The following is an 18,940-nucleotide window of genomic DNA, read 5'->3' on the forward strand; positions in this document are numbered from 1 at the left end:
AGTGCGGGGCTGTTTCGCTGTGCGGCTCCGCCGCGATGGGCCCCTGTTCGGGCGGAGCCGAGAACTTGGGGGAACGACCGGCCACGACGGTGCCGCAGCCGACCGACGGCGCATCGCGGCATGTCCGGCGGAGCGCTCAGGCCAGGGACAGGAACAGTTTTTCCAGTCGGGCCTTCATCTGTTCGACGGTGGCACCGTCGGGGTCCTCCTGCTCGCCGTTGAGGCACTGCTGGAGCCCGGTCGCGATGATCGCGAAACCCGCCCGGTCGAGGGCGCGCGAGGCCGCGGCGAGCTGGGTGACCACGTCCTCGCAGTCGCGGCCCTCCTCGATCATCCTGACCACACCCGATATCTGTCCCTGCGCCCGGCGCAACCGGTTGAGCACCGATGACAGCTCATCACCCTCGAATCGCAGCTCCACGACCACCCCTCCGCTCCCTGTATACCCTCAGGGGTATGCTAGACCGCCGCCCCTCCCCATGGTCCCGGATGTTCCCGGACATGCGCGAGGCCGCCCGTTTCCGGACGGCCCCCGGCCGGCAGCGCGCGGTCAGTCACTGGACGGCGGGCAGCAGCCCGGTCACGGGGGCCACCAGATCGGTGACCTGGTGCAGCTCCCCGAGGCCGTGCAGCCCGTTCAGCCCCTGCACCTGCTCGGAGACGCGCGGGACCTCGCCCCGGTGCGCCTCGGGGATGTCGCTCACGGCGAGCGAGTCGAGGGTGGCCATCGGACTGATCTTCCCGGCGTCCCGGGCGGGCGCGGGCGCCGCGTGCGCGAGCGGTGCGGCGAGGCCCGTGACACCCGCGGCGAGCCCGACTGCGGCGACGATACGTCGTGTTGGGATCATGTCCTCAGCAACGGCACCCGGTCCCCGGCGGACACGGGCGCCCGGCCCCGCTCACCCGTGAGGCGCAGCGCACCGACTGCGCTTGCCGGTGCCACCGGGGCGGAGGACGCTCGAAGAAGGGGCCGCACGGCCCGCTCCTCGCCGGGCCACGGCCTCCTCGAAGGAGGTCACCATGGGCACCGCGACCGGCTCCGACTTCACCGCCGAGACGCTGCGCCGGGGCATCGAGGGGAACACCGGGAACAGCCTTCTGTCGCTGTACGCGGACGACGCGGAGATCCGCATCGTCGACCGCCACACCCAGCCCAGTCACCCCAAGGTCCTGCGCGGCCGGCCGCAGATAGCGGAGATGCTCGACGACATCTACAGCCGCGACATGACGCACCACCTGGAGCAGTGCGTCGTGCAGGGCGACCACGCCGCCTACAGCGAGTCCTGCGAGTACGCGGACGGCGTCCGTGTCCTCGCCGAATCCATGATCACGCTGCGCGACGGAAAGATCGCCGAACAGATCCTGATCCAGGCGTGGGACGAGTAGCGAGAAGGGCCGCGAGGGTCCAGGTCATCCCCCGCCCGACCTGGACCTTCTCGGCTCGGGCCGGGTTCGGCGGCCGGGCCGGCGCGCGGCGCACCCGGAACGGTCGCCACGGGCCGCCCGGCGGCCTGCACGGGCGGTCGCCGTGGGCCGGCGGGCCTGCGCACCCGAACGGTCGGCAGACCGACCGGCGGCCTGCGCACCGCTCCGGTGGACACGGCGCGCGGCCTTGCCCCCGCCCATCCCCACCCCGGGACGTCGAGGCCCCCTCCAGTGCCCCCGCCCGGCCTGGTCATGGGCGCCGTACCGCCGTTGTCGTCCCCGCGCCCGGCGCCCCGGCGCCGCACGCAGGACGACGGGCCTCTGCCCGGTCGGTCGGGCGAACACGCTCCCGGCGGGCGGGGGGCAGCCCGCGTGGAGCGGGCCGCCGGGGCCGTGTGGTCGGCGGGGCTCAGCCGCCCAGCCGTTTGGTGACGTTCAGCAGGTACTCCTTCCGGTTCAGCGGGTTGTGGTCGGTGCGCGGACGCTCGGGGACCGTGCCGCGGGTGACCGGGGCCCAGTGGTCGAAGGCGGTCTCCAACTCGCCCTCGCCCCGGGTCAGTCCGGGCAGCCGCCGGTCGAGACCGTGCACCCGGGCGGCGGGCACCGCGCCCTCCAGCACGCACACCGAGCCATGCGTCCCGGTGCTCTGCGGTACCGCGGCGAGCCGCGCGAGCACCGGCAGCAGGGTGCCCAGGGTGTCCGCCGGGGCCTCGATGCGGAAGCGGTGCATCGGTTCGTACACCCGGGTGCCCGCGCGCCGCAGCGCCTCGGTCAGGACGAGCGGGGTGAGAGCGCGGAAGTCCGCGCCGGTGCTGGACATGCTCTTGTCGAAGCCCTGGTGGGCGTGGCTCTGCCGGGGCGAGTACCCGCTGTGGGTCATGGTCACCGCGCAGTCGGTGACCCGCCAGCCGTGCAGCCCCTGCCCGAGGGTGTCGCGCACGGTGTCCTCGACGGCCTTGAAGAAGGCGTACGGCATCGAGCCCAGCTCCACCGCCAGCCGGAAGTCGACGCCCGAGCCCACCGGGGCGGCGTCGACCCGCAGGCCGACGGTCGCCAGGAACGGGTTCCCGTCCTTCTTGTTGAACTCGACGGCCGCACCGCCGCCCACCGGGCGCTCGACGCAGATGACCGTCGTCTCCCGGAAGGTGACGTCGAGACCGTACTCGTCGGCGAGGGTCGCCTGGATCACCTCCTTCTGCACCTCGCCGTAGAGGGAGACGGAGGTCTCCTGCCGCCTCTCGTCGTGGCGCACGCCGATCAGCGGGTCGTGTTCGGCGAGTTGGGTGAGCGCGATGTGCAGCGCCCGCCGGTCCGCGTGCGGGCCCGGGACGACGACGGTCTCCAGCGTCGGCGGCGCGAAGTGCTGCCGGTACGCGGAGCGCGCCACGTCCGCGCACTCGCCGGTGCCCGCGGCCCCGCGGATCGTGTCCCCGATCCTGATGCCGCCGAGGCCCCACAGCCTGCCGATCCGGCCCGCGCCGACGCTCTCCTGCCGGACGTCGGTGCCGCGGTCGAAGACGCTGACCGCGGTGACCTTCCCCTCCTGCGGGCCGTCCCCGAACAGGATCCGGTCGCGGGTGCGCAAGGTGCCGGTGAAGACCCGCGCGTAGGCGACCTTCTCCCCCGCCGGGCCCCGGTCGACCTTGAACACCGTCGCCGACAGCGGCCCGTCCGGATCGCCCGCGGCGGCGGGCAGCAGTTCCTCGATGCCGCCGAGCAGGTCGGTAACGCCGGCTCCGGTGACGGCCGAGCCGAAGTAGACCGGGTGGACGCGGGCCCGCCGGGTCTGGACGGCGAGCGCGGCGCGCAGCCGGGCGGGCGCGACGGAGCCGTGCACGTAGGCGGCGAGCAGGTCGTCGTCCTGGTCGGCGAGGACGTCGAGCGCGCCCGGGCCGAGCCCGGGGACGAAGCGGGCGCCGCGGGTGCCGAGGCCGGTGGCGGTGCCCATCGGCACGAGCGCCGGGGTGAGCCGGCGGGCCATCGCCCGCAGCACCTCGTCCTCGCCCGCACCGCGCCGGTCGATCTTGTTCACGAAGACCAGCGTGGGGATGCGCAGCCGCCGCAGGGTCCGCATCAGCACCCTGGTCTGCGCCTGGACGCCCTCGACGGCCGAGACGACCAGGACGGCGCCGTCGAGCACGCCGAGGACCCGTTCCACCTCGGCGATGAAGTCGGGGTGGCCGGGTGTGTCGATGAGGTTGACGGTCACGCCGTCGAGCGGGAAGGAGACGACGGCCGCCTTGATGGTGATGCCGCGCTGCCGTTCCAGCGCGAGCGTGTCCGTCCGGGTGCTGCCGGCGTCGACGCTGCCGACCTCGTCGATCACTCCGACGGAGTGCAGCAGCCGTTCGGTCAGGCTGGTCTTACCGGCGTCTACGTGCGCGAGGATTCCGAGATTGAGCAGATGCACTGAGCGTGATGTCCTTCGGCATGGGTGGGGTTCCTTCCTGGGGGGACATGCACGCAGCGCGCATCGTCGGTCCTCTCTGTGTGACGACTGGTCCGGTGCAGTGCAGCAGCACCCGCACTCGGGCCGCAACGGATTAACGCCCGGCACGCGGCGCCCGCGCAGCGCTCGCCGCGGCCACACCTCGGTCTTAGAGTGACGTACATCACGTCAGGTCGCTGATATCCCTCGCTCATGTCCGCACGGTCTGGAGGGCACATGACCCATATCAAGGTGAAGGTGGACGGCACGCTCTACGAGGACGACGTGGAGCCCCGTCTTCTGCTCGCCCACTACCTGCGCGACCGGCTCGGCCTGACCGGCACCCCGATCGGCTGCGACACCTCGAACTGCGGGGCCTGCACGGTCGACCTGGACGGGGCGACCGTCAAGAGCTGCTCGGTGCTGGCCGTCCAGGCCGACGGGTCCGAGGTGACCACCGTGCAGGGCCTGGCCCGCGACGGGCAGCTGACGGCGTTGCAGCGCGCCTTCCACGAGCGGCACGCGCTCCAGTGCGGCTACTGCACCCCAGGCATGATCATGGCGGCCCGGGACCTGCTGCGCGAGAACCCGCGCCCCGGCCCGGACGAGGTACGCGAGGCCCTGGAGGGCAACCTGTGCCGCTGCACCGGCTACCAGAACATCGTCCGCGCGGTGCTCGCCGCCTCCGGACAGCAGCCCACCGGGTCCGGGCAGCAGAGCGCTCAGGAGGTCTCGGCATGACCGATCAGGCCGTAGCACGCGAGGTCGGCCGCTCCCGGCTGCGCAAGGAGGACGCCCGGCTGATCACCGGCCAGACCAATTGGACCGACAACATCCAGGTCCCCGGCCTGCTGCACCTCGCGGTGCTGCGCAGTCCGATGGCGCACGCGCGCATCGGGCGGGTCGATGTCTCCCCGGCGCTCGACCGGCCCGGTGTTATCGCGGCGTTCAGCGGCGCCGACCTCGCCGACGGGCTGGGCTCGCTGCCGTGCGCCTGGCCGGTGACCGAGGACATCGTGCTGCCCGACCACCCGCCGATCGCGGTGGACGAGGTCCGCTACGCCGGTGACCCGGTCGCCGTGGTGGTGGCCCGCGACCGGTACGCGGCGGCCGACGCGCTGGAGGCGATCGAGGTCGACTACGAGCCGCTGGAGCCGGTCCTCGACCTGGAGGCCGCGCTCGCGGACGACGCCCCGCTGGTCCACTCCGACAAGGGCACCAACCGCAGCTATGTGTGGCCGCTGGCGACCGGCGAGAGTTTCGCCGCGGTCCGCGAGCGCGCCGAGGTCACCCTGCGCCGCCGCTACCACCAGCAGCGCCTGATCCCCAACGCGATGGAGCCCCGCGCGGTCGTCGTCACCCCGCTCGCCGCCTCCGGCGAGTACACGGTCTACTCGGCGACCCAGATCCCGCACATCCTGCGGATCATGCTGGCGACCGTCACCGGCGTGCCCGAGCACAAGCTGCGTGTGATCGCCCCGGACGTGGGCGGCGGCTTCGGTTCCAAGCTCCAGGTGTACGGCGAGGAGGCCATCGCCCTGGCCGTCGCCCGCAGGCTGGGCCGCCCGGTGAAGTGGACCGAGTCCCGCTCCGAGGGCTATCTGGCCACCCACCACGGCCGCGGCATGATCCAGGACATCGAGGTGGCCGCCACCCAGGAGGGCAGGCTGCTCGGCCTCAAGGTGGACCTGATCGCCGACATGGGTGCCTATCTGATGCTCGTCACCCCGGGCATCCCGATCCTCGGCGCCTTCATGTACCCGGCGATCTACAAGATGGACTCCTACGAGTTCAGCTGCACGGGCGTGTTCACCACCCGGACACCCACCGACGCCTACCGCGGTGCCGGGCGCCCGGAGGCGACGTTCGCCATCGAGCGGATCATGGACGAGCTGGCCGCGGAGCTGGGCCTCGACCCGGTGGAGCTGCGGCGCCGCAACTGGATCCGGCACGAGGAGTTCCCGTACACCACCATCGCCGGGCTCACCTACGACAGCGGGGACTACGAGGCCGCGACGGACAAGGCCCTCGCCCTGTTCGGCTACGACGACCTGCGCGCCGAGCAGCGCGAACGCAACGCGCGCGGCGACACCGTACGTCTCGGCATCGGCGTGTCCACCTTCACCGAGATGTGCGGCCTCGCGCCGAGCCGGGTGCTGCGCGACCTCAGGTACGGGGCCGGCGGCTGGGAGGCGGCGAGCATCCGCATGCTGCCCACCGGCAAGGTCGAGGTGGTCACCGGCACCAGCCCGCACGGGCAGGGCCACGCGACCTGCTGGAGCCAGATCGCCGCCGACGTGCTCGGTGTGCCGTTCGAGGACGTCGAGGTGGTGCACGGCGACACCCGGTCCGCGCCGCAGGGCATGGACACCTATGGCTCGCGGTCGCTGGTGGTCGGCGGCGAGGCCGTCCACCGGGCGGCGGTCAAGGTGGTGGACAAGGCCCGGAAGGTGGCCGCGCACCTGCTGGAGGCGAGCGAGCAGGACCTGGACTTCACGGACGGCGTGTTCTCCGTGAAGGGCTCCCCGGAGGCGCGCAGGACCATTCAGGAGATCGCCTTCGAGACGTTCTCCTCGCACGACCTGCCCGACGGCATGGAGCCGACCATCAACGCCGAGTACCTGGTCGACCCGGAGAACTTCTCCTACCCGCACGGCACCCATCTGTGCGCGGTCGAGGTCGACACAGAGACCGGGGCGACCCGTATCCGGTCCTACGTCTGCGTGGACGACGTCGGCCGGGTGGTCAACCCGATGATCGTCGAGGGGCAGGTGCACGGCGGGCTCGCGCAGGGCATCGCGCAGGCCCTGTACGAGGAGGCCGTCTACGACGACGAGGGCAACCTGGTCTCCGGCACCATGGCGGACTATCTGGTGCCGTCCGCTCCGGACCTGCCGGACTTCGTGACCGACCGCACGGAGACACCGGCCGCGTCGAACGCCCTGGGCGTCAAGGGAGTCGGCGAGGCGGGCACCATCGCCTCGACACCCGCCGTGGTCAACGCGGTCGTGGACGCGCTCAGGCCGTTCGGCGTGCACGACGTGCGGATGCCCTGCACACCGGAGCGGGTCTGGCGGGCCGTGCGGTCGGCCACCGCCGGGAAGGAGACCGAGGCATGATTCCCCCCGCGTTCGAGTACACCCGTCCGCACAGCGTCGACGAGGCGGTGCGCGCGCTCGCGGAGGCGGGCGACGAGGCGAAGGTGCTGGCCGGCGGGCAGAGCCTGCTGCCGCTGCTGCGCCTCAGGCTGGCCTTTCCCGAACTCGTCGTGGACATCGGCCGGATCCCGGAGCTGCGCGGGGTCCGCGAGGACGGCGACAGTCTCGTCATCGGCGCGCTGACCAGCCACCACGACATGATCCACGACCCGCTGATCGGCCGGCACGCGGGACTGCTCGCGGCGGCGACGCGGACCGTCGCCGATCCCGCCGTACGGCACCGGGGCACCCTCGGCGGCTCGCTGGCGCACGCCGACCCGGCCGGTGATCTGCCCGCGGTGCTGCTGGCGCTGGGCGGCGAGCTGGTCGCCGCCGGCCCGGACGGGCGGCGCACCATCGCGGCGGGCGACTTCTTCGTGGACTACTTCCAGTCCGCGCTGGCCCCCGACGAACTGCTGGTGGAGGTGCGGGTGCCGAAGACGGACGGCTGGGACTTCCGCTACGAGAAGTTCCACCGGGTCGCCCAGTCCTGGGCGATCGTCGGCGTGGCGGCCCTGGTGCGCCGGGACGACGGCCGGATCGCCGAGGCCCGCATCGGGCTCACCAACATGGGCAGCACCCCGCTGCGGGCGGTGGCCGCCGAGCGTGCCCTGGCCGGCGCCGCGGATCCGGACGCCGTCGCCCGGGCCGCCGAGCGGGCCACCGAGGGCACCCGGCCCGCCCAGGACGTGTCGGCGTCCCCCGAGTACCGGGCGCACCTCGCGGAGGTGCTGACCCGGCGGGCGGTCCTGGCCGCCACCGGAGCGAGGTGAGCGCCGATCATCCGGATGGACGACCCGGAGCAGGTACGGGCCCGCCTGGAGGAGACGGGGTACCTCGTCGACGAGGCGCTGGCCGTCACCTGCTTCCTGGCCCTGAGACTGCACCGTCCGCTGTTCTGCGAGGGAGACGCGGGCGTCGGCAAGACCGCGCTCGCCGCCGCCCTCGCCGAGGCGCTGGACGCCCCGCTGATCCGGTTGCAGTGCCACGAGGGCATCGACGCCGCGCAGGCCCTGTACGACTGGGACTTCCCGCGTCAGCTGCTGCATCTGCGGGCCGCCGAGGCGGCCGGGGTCACCGACGCCGACCGGCTGGAGAGCGAGCTGTACGACCGGCGGTTCCTGATCGCCCGGCCGCTGCTGCGGGCGTTGCAGACCTGGCCTTCGGTGCTCCTGGTCGACGAGATCGACCGGGCCGACGACGAGTTCGAGGCCTTCCTGCTGGAGCTGCTGTCCGAGTACTCGGTGACCGTTCCGGAGCTGGGCACGCTGCGCGCCGAGGTACCGCCGGTCGTGGTGCTGACCTCGAACCGGACCCGGGAGGTGCACGACGCGCTGAAGCGGCGGTGCCTGTACCACTGGTTCGACCATCCCTCCTTCGCCCGCGAACTGGCCATCGTGCGCCGCCGGCTGCCGGGGGTCGCCGAGCGGCTGGCCGAGCAGGTGACCGCCCTGGTGCAGGCGCTGCGGGGCGCCGATCTGCTCAAGCCGCCGGGCGTGGCCGAGACGATCGACTGGGCGCAGGCCCTGGACGCCCTCGGGGCGAGCGAGGTCGACGCGGAGCTGGCGGTGGCCACACTGGGCTCGGTGCTGAAGTACCGGGAGGACACGGAGCGGGCGCGTGGACTCGACCTCACGGCGGTGCTGTCGGCCCGGGGAGCGCGAGCGCCATGACGGACAGCCAACGCGCAGCGGCCGACGGGCGGTGGGCGGACGGGCCCGCGGGGCCCGACACGGTGCTGCTGGGCTTCGTGCGCGCGCTGCGGGCCGCGGGGGTCGACGCGAGCACCGAGCGGCTGTACGCCTTCCTGCGCGCGGTCGACGTCCTGCGGCCCGGGGTGCGTGCGGATGTGCACACGGCGGGCCGGGCCACGCTGTGCGGCGGGCGGGACGACCTGGAGCGGTACGAGCGGGTGTTCGCCGCCTATTTCGGGCCGGCCGACGGCTCCGCGCCGCCCCCGGCCCGCGCCGCCGCGCCGCCCCGGACCCGGACCCGGCTCGCCGTGCGGGACGCCGCGCCCGGCGCCCGCGCGACGGACGACGGCGAGCCGCCGGGGCCGCCCGCCCTGGCGTTCGCCAGCTCCGCCGAGGTGCTGCGCCACCGCGACCTCGGCGATCTGGACGCCGCCGAACGCGCCCAGCTCAACCGGCTGCTGGCCGCGTTCGCGCCGCACGGGCAGACCCGGCTGTCCGCGCGCCGCCGGCCGGCCCGGCACGGCGCCGTCGACCCGCGCCGGACCGTGCGGGAGCTGCTGCGGCGCGGCGGGGAGCCCGCGCTGCTGCGCCGGCACGCGCGGGTGCGCCGGCCGCGCCGGGTGGTGCTGCTGGTCGATGTGAGCGGTTCGATGGCGCCGTACGCCGACGCGCTGCTGCGGTTCGCGCACGCGGCGGCCCGGCGGGCGCCGACGGAGGTGTTCACCATCGGCACCCGGCTGACCCGGGTGACCCGCGAACTCGGCCACCGCGACCCCGACCTGGCGATGGCGGCGCTCACGGCGGCCGTGCCCGACTGGCGCGGCGGCACCCGGCTCGGCGTGCTGCTGCGCGAGTTCCTGAACCGCTGGGGGCAGCGCGGCATGGCGCGCGGCGCGGTCGTCGTGCTGCTCTCGGACGGCTGGGAGCGCGGCGATCCCCGGCTGCTCGGGGCGCAGATGCGGCGGCTGCACGCGCTGGCGCACCGGGTGATCTGGGCCAACCCCCGCAAGGCGCGCCCCGGTTACGTGCCGCTGGCCGGGGGGATGGCGGCGGCCCTGCCGAGTGTGGACACCTTCGTCGAGGGGCACAGCCTTGCGGCGCTGGAGCGGCTGGCGGCCGTGGTGCGCGGGGCGGCCGCGGACGATCCGGCCGAGGCCGCCGGACGGAGAGGAGCAAAGCGTGCGTGAGATTCTTCCGGCCCTGGAGCGCTGGTACGCGGCGGGCGTCCCGTTCGGGCTCGCCACGGTCGTGGCGGTCAGCCGCAGCGCGCCGCGCGGGCCCGGCGCTGCCATGGCGGTCGGACCCGGCGACGAGGTCGTGGGCAGCGTGTCCGGCGGCTGTGTGGAGGGCGCCGTCTTCGAACTGGCGCAGGAGGTCGCAGCGAGCGGCGAGGCCCGCCTCGAGACCTTCGGCTACAGCGACGAGGACGCGTTCGCGGTCGGTCTCACCTGCGGCGGTGAGATCACCCTGCTGGTGCGGCCCGTGACGCCCGCGGCCGATCCGGTCTTCGGGGCCGTCGCCGCGTCGGTCGCGCGCGGCGAACCCGTGACGGTGGCCACGGTGGTCGACGGGCCGGCCCCGCGCGGCGCCGCGCTCGCGGTGTGGCCCGGGGCGGTGGCCGGCACCCTCGGCACATCCGGCCTGGACGCGGCGGTCACCGCGGACGCGCGTGGCGAACTGGCCCTCGGCGCCACCGGGTCTAGGCACTACGGCCGGCACGGCGAGCGCCGCGAGGACGCCGTCACCGTGTTCCTGCACTCGTTCGCGCCGCCGCCCCGGATGCTGGTCTTCGGCGCGATCGACTACGCGGCGGCGGTTGCCCGTATCGGCGACTTCCTCGGCTACCGGGTCACCGTGTGCGACGCCCGCCCGGTCTTCGCCACGCCGAAGCGGTTCCCGGCGGCCGTGGAGGTCGTCGTGGACTGGCCGCACCGCTATCTGAGCGGCACCGACACCGACGAGCGGACGGTGATCTGTGTGCTCACCCACGATCCGAAGTTCGACGTGCCGCTGCTGGAGGAGGCGCTGCGCCGGCCGGCCGCGTACATCGGGGCGATGGGCAGCCGCCGTACCCACGACGAGCGCAGGAAGCGGCTGGCCGAGGCCGGGGTCGGCGCGCGGGAGCTGGCCCGGCTGCGCTCGCCGCTCGGGCTCGACCTCGGGGCCCGTACGCCCGAGGAGGTCGCCGTGTCCGTCGCCGCCGAGATCGTCGCGCTGCGGTGGGGCGGCAGCGGCGTGCCCCTCACCGCGACCGCCGGGGCCATCCATCCGGCGGGCACCCGCTGAGTGCGAGGAGGAAGTCATGGAGCTGCACCACGAGTTCACCGTCCCCGTCCCGGTCGACGACGCCTGGCACGCGCTCCTCGACATCGAGCGCATCGCGCCGTGTCTGCCGGGTGCGACGGTGGAGGAGTACGACGGCACGACGGTGACCGGCGCGGTGAAGGTCAAGGTCGGCCCGGTCACCGTGGCCTACCGGGGCACCGCCGTCTTCGAGGAGAAGGACGGGACGGCGCACCGGATGGTGCTGGTGGCGAGCGGCCGGGAGACCCGGGGGCAGGGCACGGCCCGGGCCACCGTCACCGGCACGCTCAGCGGGCGCGACGGCGGCACGGCGGTGGCGGTGGACACCGATCTGACGGTGACCGGGCGGCCTGCGCAGTTCGGCCGTGGGGTGCTCGCGGAGGTCGGTGACCGGCTGGTGGGGCAGTTCGCGCAGTGTCTGGCCGAACGGCTCGGCGAGCGGCCCGAGGCACCGGCACCGGCGGCGCCGGAACCACTGGACCTGGTCCGCACGGCCGGAATCCCGGTGGCCAAACGGGCGGCGGCCGTGGCGGCGGCACTGGGCGTACTCGTACTGGCGTACGCAGGCGTGCGCAGATGCCTGCGATCCAGGCGCCACCGCTGACCCCCGCACGAGAGCGCCCCAAAGGGGCGCGGGGAACGGCGCGAGCAACCACGACACACCCGCAGCCAACCGACAACAGCACAGCGCGGCCCAACCAGCGGAGCGCTACCGCAGCGGGTGGAGGGTCACGTCCGTGAGTGCGGCGCCGGTCAGGGTCGCCGTGAGGTACGTGCAGTGGGGCTGACGGCGGCGGTCGGTGGGTGAGCCGGGGTTGAGCAGCCGCAGGCCGGTCTGGGCCGTGCTGTCCCAGGGGATGTGGCTGTGGCCGAAGACCAGCACGTCCAGGTCGGGGAAGCGGGCGGCGCAGCGCGCCTCGCGGCCCGCGGCGGGCCCGGTCTCGTGGACGACGCCGAAGCGCAGGCCGCCGAGTTCGGCGCGGGCCACTTCGGGGAGGCGGGCGCGCAGCTCGGGTCCGTCGTTGTTGCCGTACACCGCGACCAGCCGCCGGCTGCGGCTCTCCAGCAGGTCCAGGGTGGCGGTGTCGACCCAGTCACCGGCGTGGAACACCACGTCGGCGTGCGGGAGTTCGGCGAGCAGCGGCTCCGGCAGCCGGTGGGCGCGCCGGGGCAGATGGGTGTCGGACATGAGGAGCAGGCGCACAGGGTCAGCGTAGGGCAGCTGCCACGGACGCCGTCGCCGACCTCACACCCGAGGCGCACACGAACAGCGTCGAGCGGATCTTCCCGCGGCTCGGTGAGACGGGCACGACGCAGGAGATCCTCCAGCTCCTGGCCAAGACCCACGGCTGACCCCGGCCCCCGGCCCCGGCCCGGCCCCTGATCCGGGGCGGTCGCCGCCCCCACCGGCGGCCGCGTTAACATTCGGCAACGCGTGCCGTGCCACCAAGGCAACGGAAAGCGAGCTAAGGGGGCTTGGAAACCGGATGCCGGTCAAGGTCAGTGTCATCGTCCCCGTCTACAACCCCGGGCCGTACATCGAGGACTGCGTCGCCTCGTTGCTGCGGCAGTCGCTGCCCGACGACGCGTACGAAGTGATCTTCGTCGACGACGGCTCCACCGACGCCACCCCGGCCAGACTGGACGAGCTGGCCGCCGAACACCCGCAGATCACGGTCATCCACCAGCCGAACTCCGGCTGGTCGGGCAAGCCCCGCAACGTGGGGATCGCCGCGTCCAGCGGTGAGTTCGTGATGTTCGTCGACAACGACGACTACCTCGGTGACGAGGCCCTGGAGCGGATGTACGCGTACGGGGTGGCGAACAAGGCCGACGTGATCGTGGGCAAGATGGCCGGCAAGGGCCGGCCGGTCCCGGTGGAGCTGTTCCGGCGCAACCACCCGCGCGCCACCGTCGACAACGCCCCGCTCATCGACAGCCTCACCCCGCACAAGATGGTCAGACGCGCCTTCCTGGAGCGCACCGGACTGCGCTTCCCCGAGGGCCGGCGCCGTCTGGAGGACCACGTCTTCGTCACGGAGGCGTATCTGCGCGCGGACAACGTCTCCGTGCTCAGCGACTACGTCTGCTACTACCACGTGAAGCGGGGCGACGCCTCGAACGCCGGTTTCCAGCCCTTCGAACCGGTCGGCTACTTCAAGAACCTCCGCGAGGCCCTGGACGTGGTCGAGCGGTACACCGAGCCGGGTCCGCTGCGCGACCGGCTGCTGCGCCGCTGGCTGCGCGTCGAGATCGTCGACCGGATGAGCGGCCGGCGCCTGCTCGGCCTCCCGGACGACTACCGGCGGCAGCTGTTCCGGGAGATGCACGAGGTGGTCGTGGAACGGTTCGGCCCGGGGGTCGCCCCCGGCCTGCGCCCGGGCCAGCGCATCGTCGCCGCGCTGATCAGGGACGACCGGTACGACGACCTGGTAGCGCAGGCCGAGTGGGAGGCCGGGGTCGGCCCGAGGGCCGTACCGACCGATGTCGAGTGGCACGACGGCACGCTGCGGGTCTCCTTCCGCGCCGAGTACCAGCACGGCGGCGAGCCGCTGACCTTCCCCGTCGGCGGGGAAGGCACCCCCGCGGCCGGGCCGCCCCGGGACCTGGCCCAGGCGGTGGCCTGGCTGGGCGCGGACGCCGTCGACGGCTTCGAGAAGGCGACCGTCGACCTCGTCCTGCGCGACCGTGCCAGCTCCGCCTCGTTCTTCCAGCCGGTGGAGGTCACCCGCGAACGGGTCCCGGCCGGCGACGGACGCGTCCGGCTGGTGCTGCGTGCGACGGCCACCGTGGACCCCGGCAGCGCGGCGGGCGGCACCGCGCTGCACGCCGGCCTGTGGGACGCGTATGTACGGTTCGGCCTCGGCGGCTGGACCAAGGAGTGCCGGCTGGGCCCGGTCAGCGGGCCCGACCGCCCCGCGCCGCCGGCCGGAGTCGTCGCGGACCGCGTGGTGCTGCCGTACTGGACCAAGCAGCACGACAACCTCTCCCTGGACGTCGACCGGGCGGGCAAGGCGCTCGGCCTCGGCCGGCTGACACCCGAGGACGCCGCGGTCTCCGACACCCATCCGCTGAGCGCCGCGCTGCCCCTGTACGTCCCCGACCGCATCGCCGTCCTGGTGCGGCTGACCAACGCCGCGACCGGCGAGCGGCAGCAGCGGACCGGGACGCTCACCCCGGCCGACGGCACCCGCTCGCTGCTGGAGGCCGGGGTGCCCCTGCACGAGTTGCGCGGGGCCGCGTGGCGGCTGGAGGTGTGCCTCGTCCCGCGGGCCGAGGCGCCCCGCTTCCTGCCGCTGCCGCTCGTCCTGCGGCCCGGCCGCCACGGCGGCGCCCTGCTGAGCCGTCCCGCCGCGGCGGGACCGGTGCGCCGGCTGGTACGCCGGGCGCGGCGGGTCCTGGGCGCCGCGCTGCGGGGGACGGCATCGCGGGCGGGGGCATCGCGGGCAACGGCACGGAAGGGATGACGCAGTGCGGGCAATGGAGATTTCGGACGCCTGGGTGCTTGAGCCCAAGGTCTTCCCGGACCACCGGGGCAGCTTCCACGAGTGGTTCCGGGGCGAGGAGTTCCGCGAGGCCACCGGCTACGACCTGAGCCTCGCGCAGGCCAACTGCTCGGTGTCCCGGCGGGGCGTGCTGCGCGGGGTGCACTTCGCCGACGTGCCGCCCGGCCAGGCCAAGTACCTGACCTGTGTGCGCGGGGCCGTGCTCGACGTGGTCGTGGACATCCGCGTCGGCTCGCCGACCTACGGCCGGTGGGAGGCGCTGCGGCTGGACGAGGACAACCGGCACGCGGTCTTCCTCGCCGAGGGGCTCGGCCACGCGTTCATGGCACTCACCGACGACGCCACGGTGCTGTACCTGTGCTCGACCGGCTATGCGCCCAGGCGTGAGCACGCGGTGCACCCGCTGGACCCGAAGCTGGGCATCGAGTGGCCGCGGGGCATCGAACCGGTGCTGTCCGAGAAGGACGCCGCGGCCCCCACACTGGCCGAGGCGGAGCGGTCCGGTGTGCTGCCCATGTACGCGGACTGCTCCGCCCACTACGAGCGGCTGCGCTCCCGGCGGCTCAGCGGCTGACGCCGTACTGCGCCACCGCACGGCGCAGCGGCTCCCAGCCGCGGGACCGCTTGGTGCCGCGGTTGCGGGCCGCCGCCAGCGGCCCCCAGAAGCCGGCCGACAGCAGCGCCTCGGGCCGCACCGCCGTGGTGCGGTCCAGGATCGACTCGGGCACCTTCTGCGGATCGGGCACCTCGAACTCGGCGACGATCTCGTCGTACCTGTCCCTCAGTACCGTGTCGGACGGGTCGGCCCCGAAGACCAGGAGCTGACCGGTGGGAGCGGTGTCGACGAGGACGGTCACGAGGTCGGGGCGGTGGCGGCCCAGGATCTCCACGAGCTTGTAGACGTCGCCGGTCCAGGCGTCGGTGTGCCGGTCCCGGGCCGCCTCGTCCACGGTGCGCGGCAGCATGTCGTCGAAGACGATCACGCCGGCCCAGTCCGAGTGCCGCTCGATGTTCATGAAGTCGCGCAGCGCGTACTCGAACAGGTGCATGCCGTCGATGAACGACAGATCGAGGGTGGTGCGCCGCCAGTACCCGAGCGGGCTGCGGTTGCGGGCGATGTTGCGCAGCGGATGCCGGCCGCCCCGCAGATGCGCGAGCGGGTTCTCCCGGGCGAAGAAGTCGTCGCTGGTCGCCTTGGCGAGGTGGACGTCGCAGCGGATCTCCGTGACCACCTTGAACGCGGGGTCGATCGCGATGCTCGGCACCCGGGACAGCGTCAGGCTGCGGCCGTCGTTGACGCCGATCTCCAGGTAGTTGCGGTTCGCGGTGACCTTGTGCAGTTCCCGTAGGAACTCATGCCGTTTCACTGGGACATCTCCTCGCGGATGTGGGGCAGTGCTTCGTGCAGGGCGGCCCGCCAGTCGCGCGGCGGTGCCAGGCCGATCTCCCGCCACCGGCCGTGCCCGAGGGCGCTGTAGGCGGGCCGGGGCGCGGGACGCGGGAAGGCGGCGCTGCCGACCGGGCACACCCGGTCCGGGTCAGCGCCCGCCAGCGCGAACACCTCCCGGGCCAGTTCGTGCCAGCTGGCCTCGCCGGAACTGGTGGCGTGGAACACTCCGTGCGGGCCGCCGCCCGGGGTGAGCCGGGCGCCGAGGTCCGCGATCCGGGCGGCCACATCCGCGCTCCAGGTCGGCTGGCCACGCTGGTCGTCGACCACGTCCACGGTGTCGCGGCGGGCCTCCAGCTCCAGCATGGTGCGCACGAAGCTGGGCCCGTGGACGCCGTACAGCCAGGCCGTGCGGACGACGACGGCGGCGCCCGGGAGTTCGCCGAGCACCGCACGCTCGCCGGCGAGCTTGGTGCGGCCGTAGGCGGTGCGCGGGCCCGGCGGGTGGTCCTCGGGGTAGGGCGTGCGGGCGCCGGCCCCCGGCCGGGCCGGATCCGGGGCGCTCTCGCCGTCGAAGACGTAGTCGGTGGAGATGTGCACCAGGCGGGCGCCCCGGGCGGCGCAGGCGCGGGCGAGCAGCCGCGGCCCGTCGCCGTTGACGGCGAGCGCCCTGGCCTCGTCCGTCTCGGCGGCGTCGACCGCGGTGTACGCGGCGCAGTTGACGACCACGTCCGGGCGGTGCTCCTCGAAGGCCCGCCGTACCGAGTCGGGTTCGGTGATGTCGAGTGCCGCGCGGTCAAGGCCCCGCACCTGCGCGCCGCGGCGGAGCAGTTCCTCGACGGTGTCCCGGCCGAGCATGCCGCCCGCCCCGGTGACCAGCCACCTCATCGCGCGCCCCGCTCTTTGAGCGGCTGCCACCAGACGCGGTGGTCGCGGTACCAGGCGACGGTCTCGGCGAGGGCGGTGGCGAAGTCGCGCCGCGGACGGTAGCCCAATTCGTCGCGGGCCTTGCTCCAGTCGACCGAGTAGCGCAGATCGTGGCCCTTGCGGTCGGGAACGTGGTCGACCCGGTCCCAGTCGGCGCCGCAGGACTCCAGCAGCAGGGAGGTGAGGTCCCGGTTGCTCAACTCGGTACCGCCGCCGATGTTGTAGACCTCGCCGGGGCGGCCCTTCGCGCGGACCAGTTCGATGCCCCGGCAGTGGTCGTCGACGTGCAGCCAGTCACGGACGTTGCGCCCGTCCCCGTACAGCGGGACCCTGAGGCCGTCCAGCAGGTTGGTGACGAACAGCGGGACGACCTTCTCCGGGAACTGGTGCGGGCCGTAGTTGTTGGAACAGCGGGTGACCCGGACGTCGAGGCCGTGGGTGCGGTGGTAGGCGAGGGCGAGCAGGTCGGCGGACGCCTTGGAGGCGGAGTAGGGCGAGTTGGGGGCCAGCGGGTGGGTCTCGGGCCAGGAGCCGGACTCGATGGAGCCGTAGACCTCGTCGGTGGAGATGTGCACGAACGGGCCGACGCCGTGGCGCAGGGCCGCGTCCAGCAGTGTCTGCGTGCCGACCACGTTGGTGAGCACGAACTCGCCCGCCGCGTCGATCGACCGGTCCACGTGCGATTCGGCGGCGAAGTGCACGACCTGGTCGGCGTCCGTCATCAGTTTGTCGACCAGACCGGCGTCGCGGATGTCGCCGTGCACGAAGTCGAGGCGGGGGTGGCCGGCGGGCAGGTTGGTCAGCGTGCCGGCGTAGGTGAGCTTGTCGAGCACCGTGATCCGGGGCGCGTGCGGGGCGTCGGCGGCGAGGAGCGCGCGGACGTACGCGGAACCTATGAACCCGGCGGCGCCGGTGACGAGGAGATTCATGAGCGGATCTGCACCTTGCTGTGGTCTCCGAGGACGAGGCGGTGGGCACTGGGCACCTTGGCCGTCGGGGTCACCTCGACATGCCGGCCGATCAGCGAGGACTCGATCCGGCCCACCCCATTGATGGACGAGTCCCGCAGCACGATGGAGAACTCCAGTTCGCTGCCGGTGATCCGGCAGTTCTCCGCGACGGAGGTGAAGGGCCCGACGTAGGAGTCGCGGACGACGGTCCCGGCCCCGATGACGGCGGGGCCGACGATCCGCGAGTTGTGTATGCGCGCGCCCCGCTCGACCACCACCCGGCCGACGGTCTCGGACCGCTCGTCCACCTCGCCGTCGATGCGCCGCTGCACCGACTCCAGGACGGTCCGGTTGACCTCCAGCATGTCGCCTACGTTGCCGGTGTCCTTCCAGTAGCCCTCGACGAGCGTGGAGCGCACGTCGGCGTGGGTGTCGATGAGGTGCTGGATGGCGTCGGTGATCTCCAACTCGCCGCGCCGGGACGGCTGCACGGCGCGTACGGCCTTGTGCACCGCGGGGCTGAACAGATACACCCCGACCAGCGCCAGGTCGCTCTTGGGATGCCGCGGCTTCTCCTCAAGGCCCACCACCCTGCCCGACGCGTCGAGTTCGGCGACGCCGAAGGAGCGCGGGTCGGGCACGTGGGTGAGCAGGATCTGGGCGTCGGGGCGGTGCACCCGGAACTCCTCGACGAGATCGCTGATGCCGCCGACCACGAAGTTGTCGCCGAGATACATCACGAAGTCGTCGTCCCCGAGGAAGTCCCGCGCGATCAGCACCGCGTGGGCCAGTCCCAGGGGCCGCTCCTGGGGTATGTACGTCACCTTCAGGCCGAACGCCGAGCCGTCGCCGACCGCCGCCTCGATCTCCGCGGCGGTGTCGCCGACGATCATCCCGACCTCGGTGATCCCGGCCGCCGCGATGGACTCCAGCCCGTAGAACAGCACGGGTTTGTTGGCCACCGGCACGAGCTGTTTCGCCGATGTGTGCGTGATCGGACGCAGCCGTGTACCGGCGCCGCCGGAGAGCACCAGTGCCTTCATCTGCCACACCCTATAGGTGATCGTCCCGATCGGGCCTTCGTTTGTCTTACCGGTCGGTTACGACGGTACGTCCTCGGTA

The 18,940-nt window shown here is 73.4% G+C and carries 18 protein-coding genes and 1 pseudogene; 11 read left to right on the forward strand and 8 right to left on the reverse strand.

The window, feature by feature from the left end:
• Window positions 1–136: 136 nt before the first annotated feature.
• Together ABT245_RS32900 and ABT245_RS32905 are read right to left on the reverse strand one after the other, a co-directional pair.
• The gene (locus tag ABT245_RS32900) at window positions 137–421 is read right to left on the reverse strand and encodes a metal-sensitive transcriptional regulator (protein ID WP_351740764.1); all 285 of its coding nucleotides are present in this window, start codon (window positions 419–421) and stop codon (window positions 137–139) included.
• A gap of 133 nt (window positions 422–554) precedes the next feature.
• Entirely contained in the window at window positions 555–848 is a 294-nt protein-coding gene (locus tag ABT245_RS32905) for a hypothetical protein (RefSeq protein WP_351740767.1), read from the reverse strand.
• A 172-nt stretch (window positions 849–1,020) separates the two neighbouring features.
• On the opposite strand from ABT245_RS32905, the gene ABT245_RS32910 reads away from it, so the two are divergent.
• A complete protein-coding gene (locus ABT245_RS32910) occupies window positions 1,021–1,386 on the forward strand; it encodes a nuclear transport factor 2 family protein (RefSeq protein ID WP_351740769.1) in 366 nt (121 codons plus the stop codon).
• Between the two features lie 448 nt (window positions 1,387–1,834).
• Here ABT245_RS32910 and ABT245_RS32915 read toward each other — a convergent pair whose 3' ends face one another.
• The gene (locus tag ABT245_RS32915) at window positions 1,835–3,835 is read right to left on the reverse strand and encodes a GTP-binding protein (RefSeq protein ID WP_351740771.1); all 2,001 of its coding nucleotides are present in this window, start codon (window positions 3,833–3,835) and stop codon (window positions 1,835–1,837) included.
• A 255-nt stretch (window positions 3,836–4,090) separates the two neighbouring features.
• On the opposite strand from ABT245_RS32915, the gene ABT245_RS32920 reads away from it, so the two are divergent.
• From ABT245_RS32920 to ABT245_RS32950, 7 genes are read left to right on the forward strand one after another with little or no spacing between them, the layout of a single operon-like run.
• Entirely contained in the window at window positions 4,091–4,594 is a 504-nt protein-coding gene (locus ABT245_RS32920) for a (2Fe-2S)-binding protein (protein ID WP_351740774.1), read from the forward strand.
• The gene (locus ABT245_RS32925; protein ID WP_351740777.1) at window positions 4,591–6,972 is read left to right on the forward strand and encodes a xanthine dehydrogenase family protein molybdopterin-binding subunit; all 2,382 of its coding nucleotides are present in this window, start codon (window positions 4,591–4,593) and stop codon (window positions 6,970–6,972) included. The genes ABT245_RS32920 and ABT245_RS32925 overlap by 4 nt, the downstream gene beginning before the upstream one ends.
• Window positions 6,969–7,823 carry an FAD binding domain-containing protein gene (locus tag ABT245_RS32930; protein WP_351740779.1) on the forward strand — a complete coding sequence of 285 codons (855 nt, stop codon included), beginning with the start codon at window positions 6,969–6,971 and terminating at the stop codon, window positions 7,821–7,823. Before ABT245_RS32925 ends, ABT245_RS32930 begins: the two co-directional genes overlap by 4 nt.
• A gap of 15 nt (window positions 7,824–7,838) precedes the next feature.
• Complete coding sequence (locus ABT245_RS32935; protein WP_351740782.1) at window positions 7,839–8,723, forward strand: AAA family ATPase; 885 nt, start codon at window positions 7,839–7,841, stop codon at window positions 8,721–8,723.
• Entirely contained in the window at window positions 8,720–9,931 is a 1,212-nt protein-coding gene (locus tag ABT245_RS32940) for a vWA domain-containing protein (protein WP_351740785.1), read from the forward strand. The genes ABT245_RS32935 and ABT245_RS32940 overlap by 4 nt, the downstream gene beginning before the upstream one ends.
• Window positions 9,924–11,030, forward strand: coding sequence for an XdhC family protein (locus ABT245_RS32945; RefSeq protein ID WP_351740788.1), 1,107 nt, complete (start codon window positions 9,924–9,926; stop codon window positions 11,028–11,030). Before ABT245_RS32940 ends, ABT245_RS32945 begins: the two co-directional genes overlap by 8 nt.
• A gap of 16 nt (window positions 11,031–11,046) precedes the next feature.
• Window positions 11,047–11,652: an SRPBCC family protein gene (locus ABT245_RS32950; protein WP_351740791.1), complete on the forward strand. Its 606-nt coding sequence runs from the start codon at window positions 11,047–11,049 to the stop codon at window positions 11,650–11,652.
• Window positions 11,653–11,757: 105 nt separating this feature from the next.
• On the opposite strand, the gene ABT245_RS32955 is transcribed toward ABT245_RS32950, so the two are convergent.
• Window positions 11,758–12,252: a metallophosphoesterase family protein gene (locus tag ABT245_RS32955; protein ID WP_351740793.1), complete on the reverse strand. Its 495-nt coding sequence runs from the start codon at window positions 12,250–12,252 to the stop codon at window positions 11,758–11,760.
• A 17-nt stretch (window positions 12,253–12,269) separates the two neighbouring features.
• On the opposite strand from ABT245_RS32955, the pseudogene ABT245_RS32960 reads away from it, so the two are divergent.
• The 3 genes and pseudogenes from ABT245_RS32960 to rfbC form a co-directional block, all read left to right on the forward strand.
• A pseudogene (locus tag ABT245_RS32960) lies at window positions 12,270–12,401 on the forward strand (hydrolase); the annotation flags it as partial.
• A 134-nt stretch (window positions 12,402–12,535) separates the two neighbouring features.
• Window positions 12,536–14,515 carry a glycosyltransferase family 2 protein gene (locus ABT245_RS32965; RefSeq protein ID WP_351740796.1) on the forward strand — a complete coding sequence of 660 codons (1,980 nt, stop codon included), beginning with the start codon at window positions 12,536–12,538 and terminating at the stop codon, window positions 14,513–14,515.
• Between the two features lie 13 nt (window positions 14,516–14,528).
• Window positions 14,529–15,128 carry a dTDP-4-dehydrorhamnose 3,5-epimerase gene (gene rfbC / locus ABT245_RS32970; protein WP_502982244.1) on the forward strand — a complete coding sequence of 200 codons (600 nt, stop codon included), beginning with the start codon at window positions 14,529–14,531 and terminating at the stop codon, window positions 15,126–15,128.
• On the opposite strand, the gene ABT245_RS32975 is transcribed toward rfbC, so the two are convergent.
• Genes ABT245_RS32975 through ABT245_RS32990 form a run of 4 tightly spaced genes read right to left on the reverse strand, consistent with a single transcriptional unit; the run spans window position 15,118 to window position 18,861 of the window.
• A complete protein-coding gene (locus tag ABT245_RS32975) occupies window positions 15,118–15,921 on the reverse strand; it encodes a class I SAM-dependent methyltransferase (protein ID WP_351740801.1) in 804 nt (267 codons plus the stop codon). The genes rfbC and ABT245_RS32975 overlap by 11 nt on opposite strands.
• A complete protein-coding gene (gene rfbD / locus ABT245_RS32980) occupies window positions 15,918–16,829 on the reverse strand; it encodes a dTDP-4-dehydrorhamnose reductase (RefSeq protein ID WP_351740804.1) in 912 nt (303 codons plus the stop codon). Before rfbD ends, ABT245_RS32975 begins: the two co-directional genes overlap by 4 nt.
• Window positions 16,826–17,797, reverse strand: coding sequence for a dTDP-glucose 4,6-dehydratase (gene rfbB / locus ABT245_RS32985; protein WP_351740807.1), 972 nt, complete (start codon window positions 17,795–17,797; stop codon window positions 16,826–16,828). Before rfbB ends, rfbD begins: the two co-directional genes overlap by 4 nt.
• Window positions 17,794–18,861 carry a glucose-1-phosphate thymidylyltransferase gene (locus tag ABT245_RS32990; RefSeq protein WP_351740810.1) on the reverse strand — a complete coding sequence of 356 codons (1,068 nt, stop codon included), beginning with the start codon at window positions 18,859–18,861 and terminating at the stop codon, window positions 17,794–17,796. The genes rfbB and ABT245_RS32990 overlap by 4 nt, the downstream gene beginning before the upstream one ends.
• Window positions 18,862–18,940: the final 79 nt, after the last annotated feature.

Source organism: Streptomyces sp. NPDC001508, assembly GCF_040298665.1.
Classification (GTDB): Bacteria; Actinomycetota; Actinomycetes; order Streptomycetales; family Streptomycetaceae; genus Streptomyces.

What these genes read in the sequence shown, in the direction of transcription:
- ABT245_RS32940 (WP_351740785.1), top strand. Translation starts at nt 8,720, where the DNA reads ATGACGGACAGCCAACGCGCAGCGGCCGACGGGCGGTGGGCGGACGGG.
- rfbB (WP_351740807.1), bottom strand. Translation starts at nt 17,797, where the DNA reads ATGAATCTCCTCGTCACCGGCGCCGCCGGGTTCATAGGTTCCGCGTAC.
- ABT245_RS32925 (WP_351740777.1), top strand. Translation starts at nt 4,591, where the DNA reads ATGACCGATCAGGCCGTAGCACGCGAGGTCGGCCGCTCCCGGCTGCGC.
- ABT245_RS32930 (WP_351740779.1), top strand. Translation starts at nt 6,969, where the DNA reads ATGATTCCCCCCGCGTTCGAGTACACCCGTCCGCACAGCGTCGACGAG.
- rfbD (WP_351740804.1), bottom strand. Translation starts at nt 16,829, where the DNA reads ATGAGGTGGCTGGTCACCGGGGCGGGCGGCATGCTCGGCCGGGACACC.
- ABT245_RS32920 (WP_351740774.1), top strand. Translation starts at nt 4,091, where the DNA reads ATGACCCATATCAAGGTGAAGGTGGACGGCACGCTCTACGAGGACGAC.
- ABT245_RS32935 (WP_351740782.1), top strand. Translation starts at nt 7,839, where the DNA reads ATGGACGACCCGGAGCAGGTACGGGCCCGCCTGGAGGAGACGGGGTAC.
- ABT245_RS32965 (WP_351740796.1), top strand. Translation starts at nt 12,536, where the DNA reads ATGCCGGTCAAGGTCAGTGTCATCGTCCCCGTCTACAACCCCGGGCCG.
- ABT245_RS32990 (WP_351740810.1), bottom strand. Translation starts at nt 18,861, where the DNA reads ATGAAGGCACTGGTGCTCTCCGGCGGCGCCGGTACACGGCTGCGTCCG.
- ABT245_RS32950 (WP_351740791.1), top strand. Translation starts at nt 11,047, where the DNA reads ATGGAGCTGCACCACGAGTTCACCGTCCCCGTCCCGGTCGACGACGCC.
- rfbC (WP_502982244.1), top strand. Translation starts at nt 14,529, where the DNA reads ATGGAGATTTCGGACGCCTGGGTGCTTGAGCCCAAGGTCTTCCCGGAC.
- ABT245_RS32910 (WP_351740769.1), top strand. Translation starts at nt 1,021, where the DNA reads ATGGGCACCGCGACCGGCTCCGACTTCACCGCCGAGACGCTGCGCCGG.
- ABT245_RS32905 (WP_351740767.1), bottom strand. Translation starts at nt 848, where the DNA reads ATGATCCCAACACGACGTATCGTCGCCGCAGTCGGGCTCGCCGCGGGT.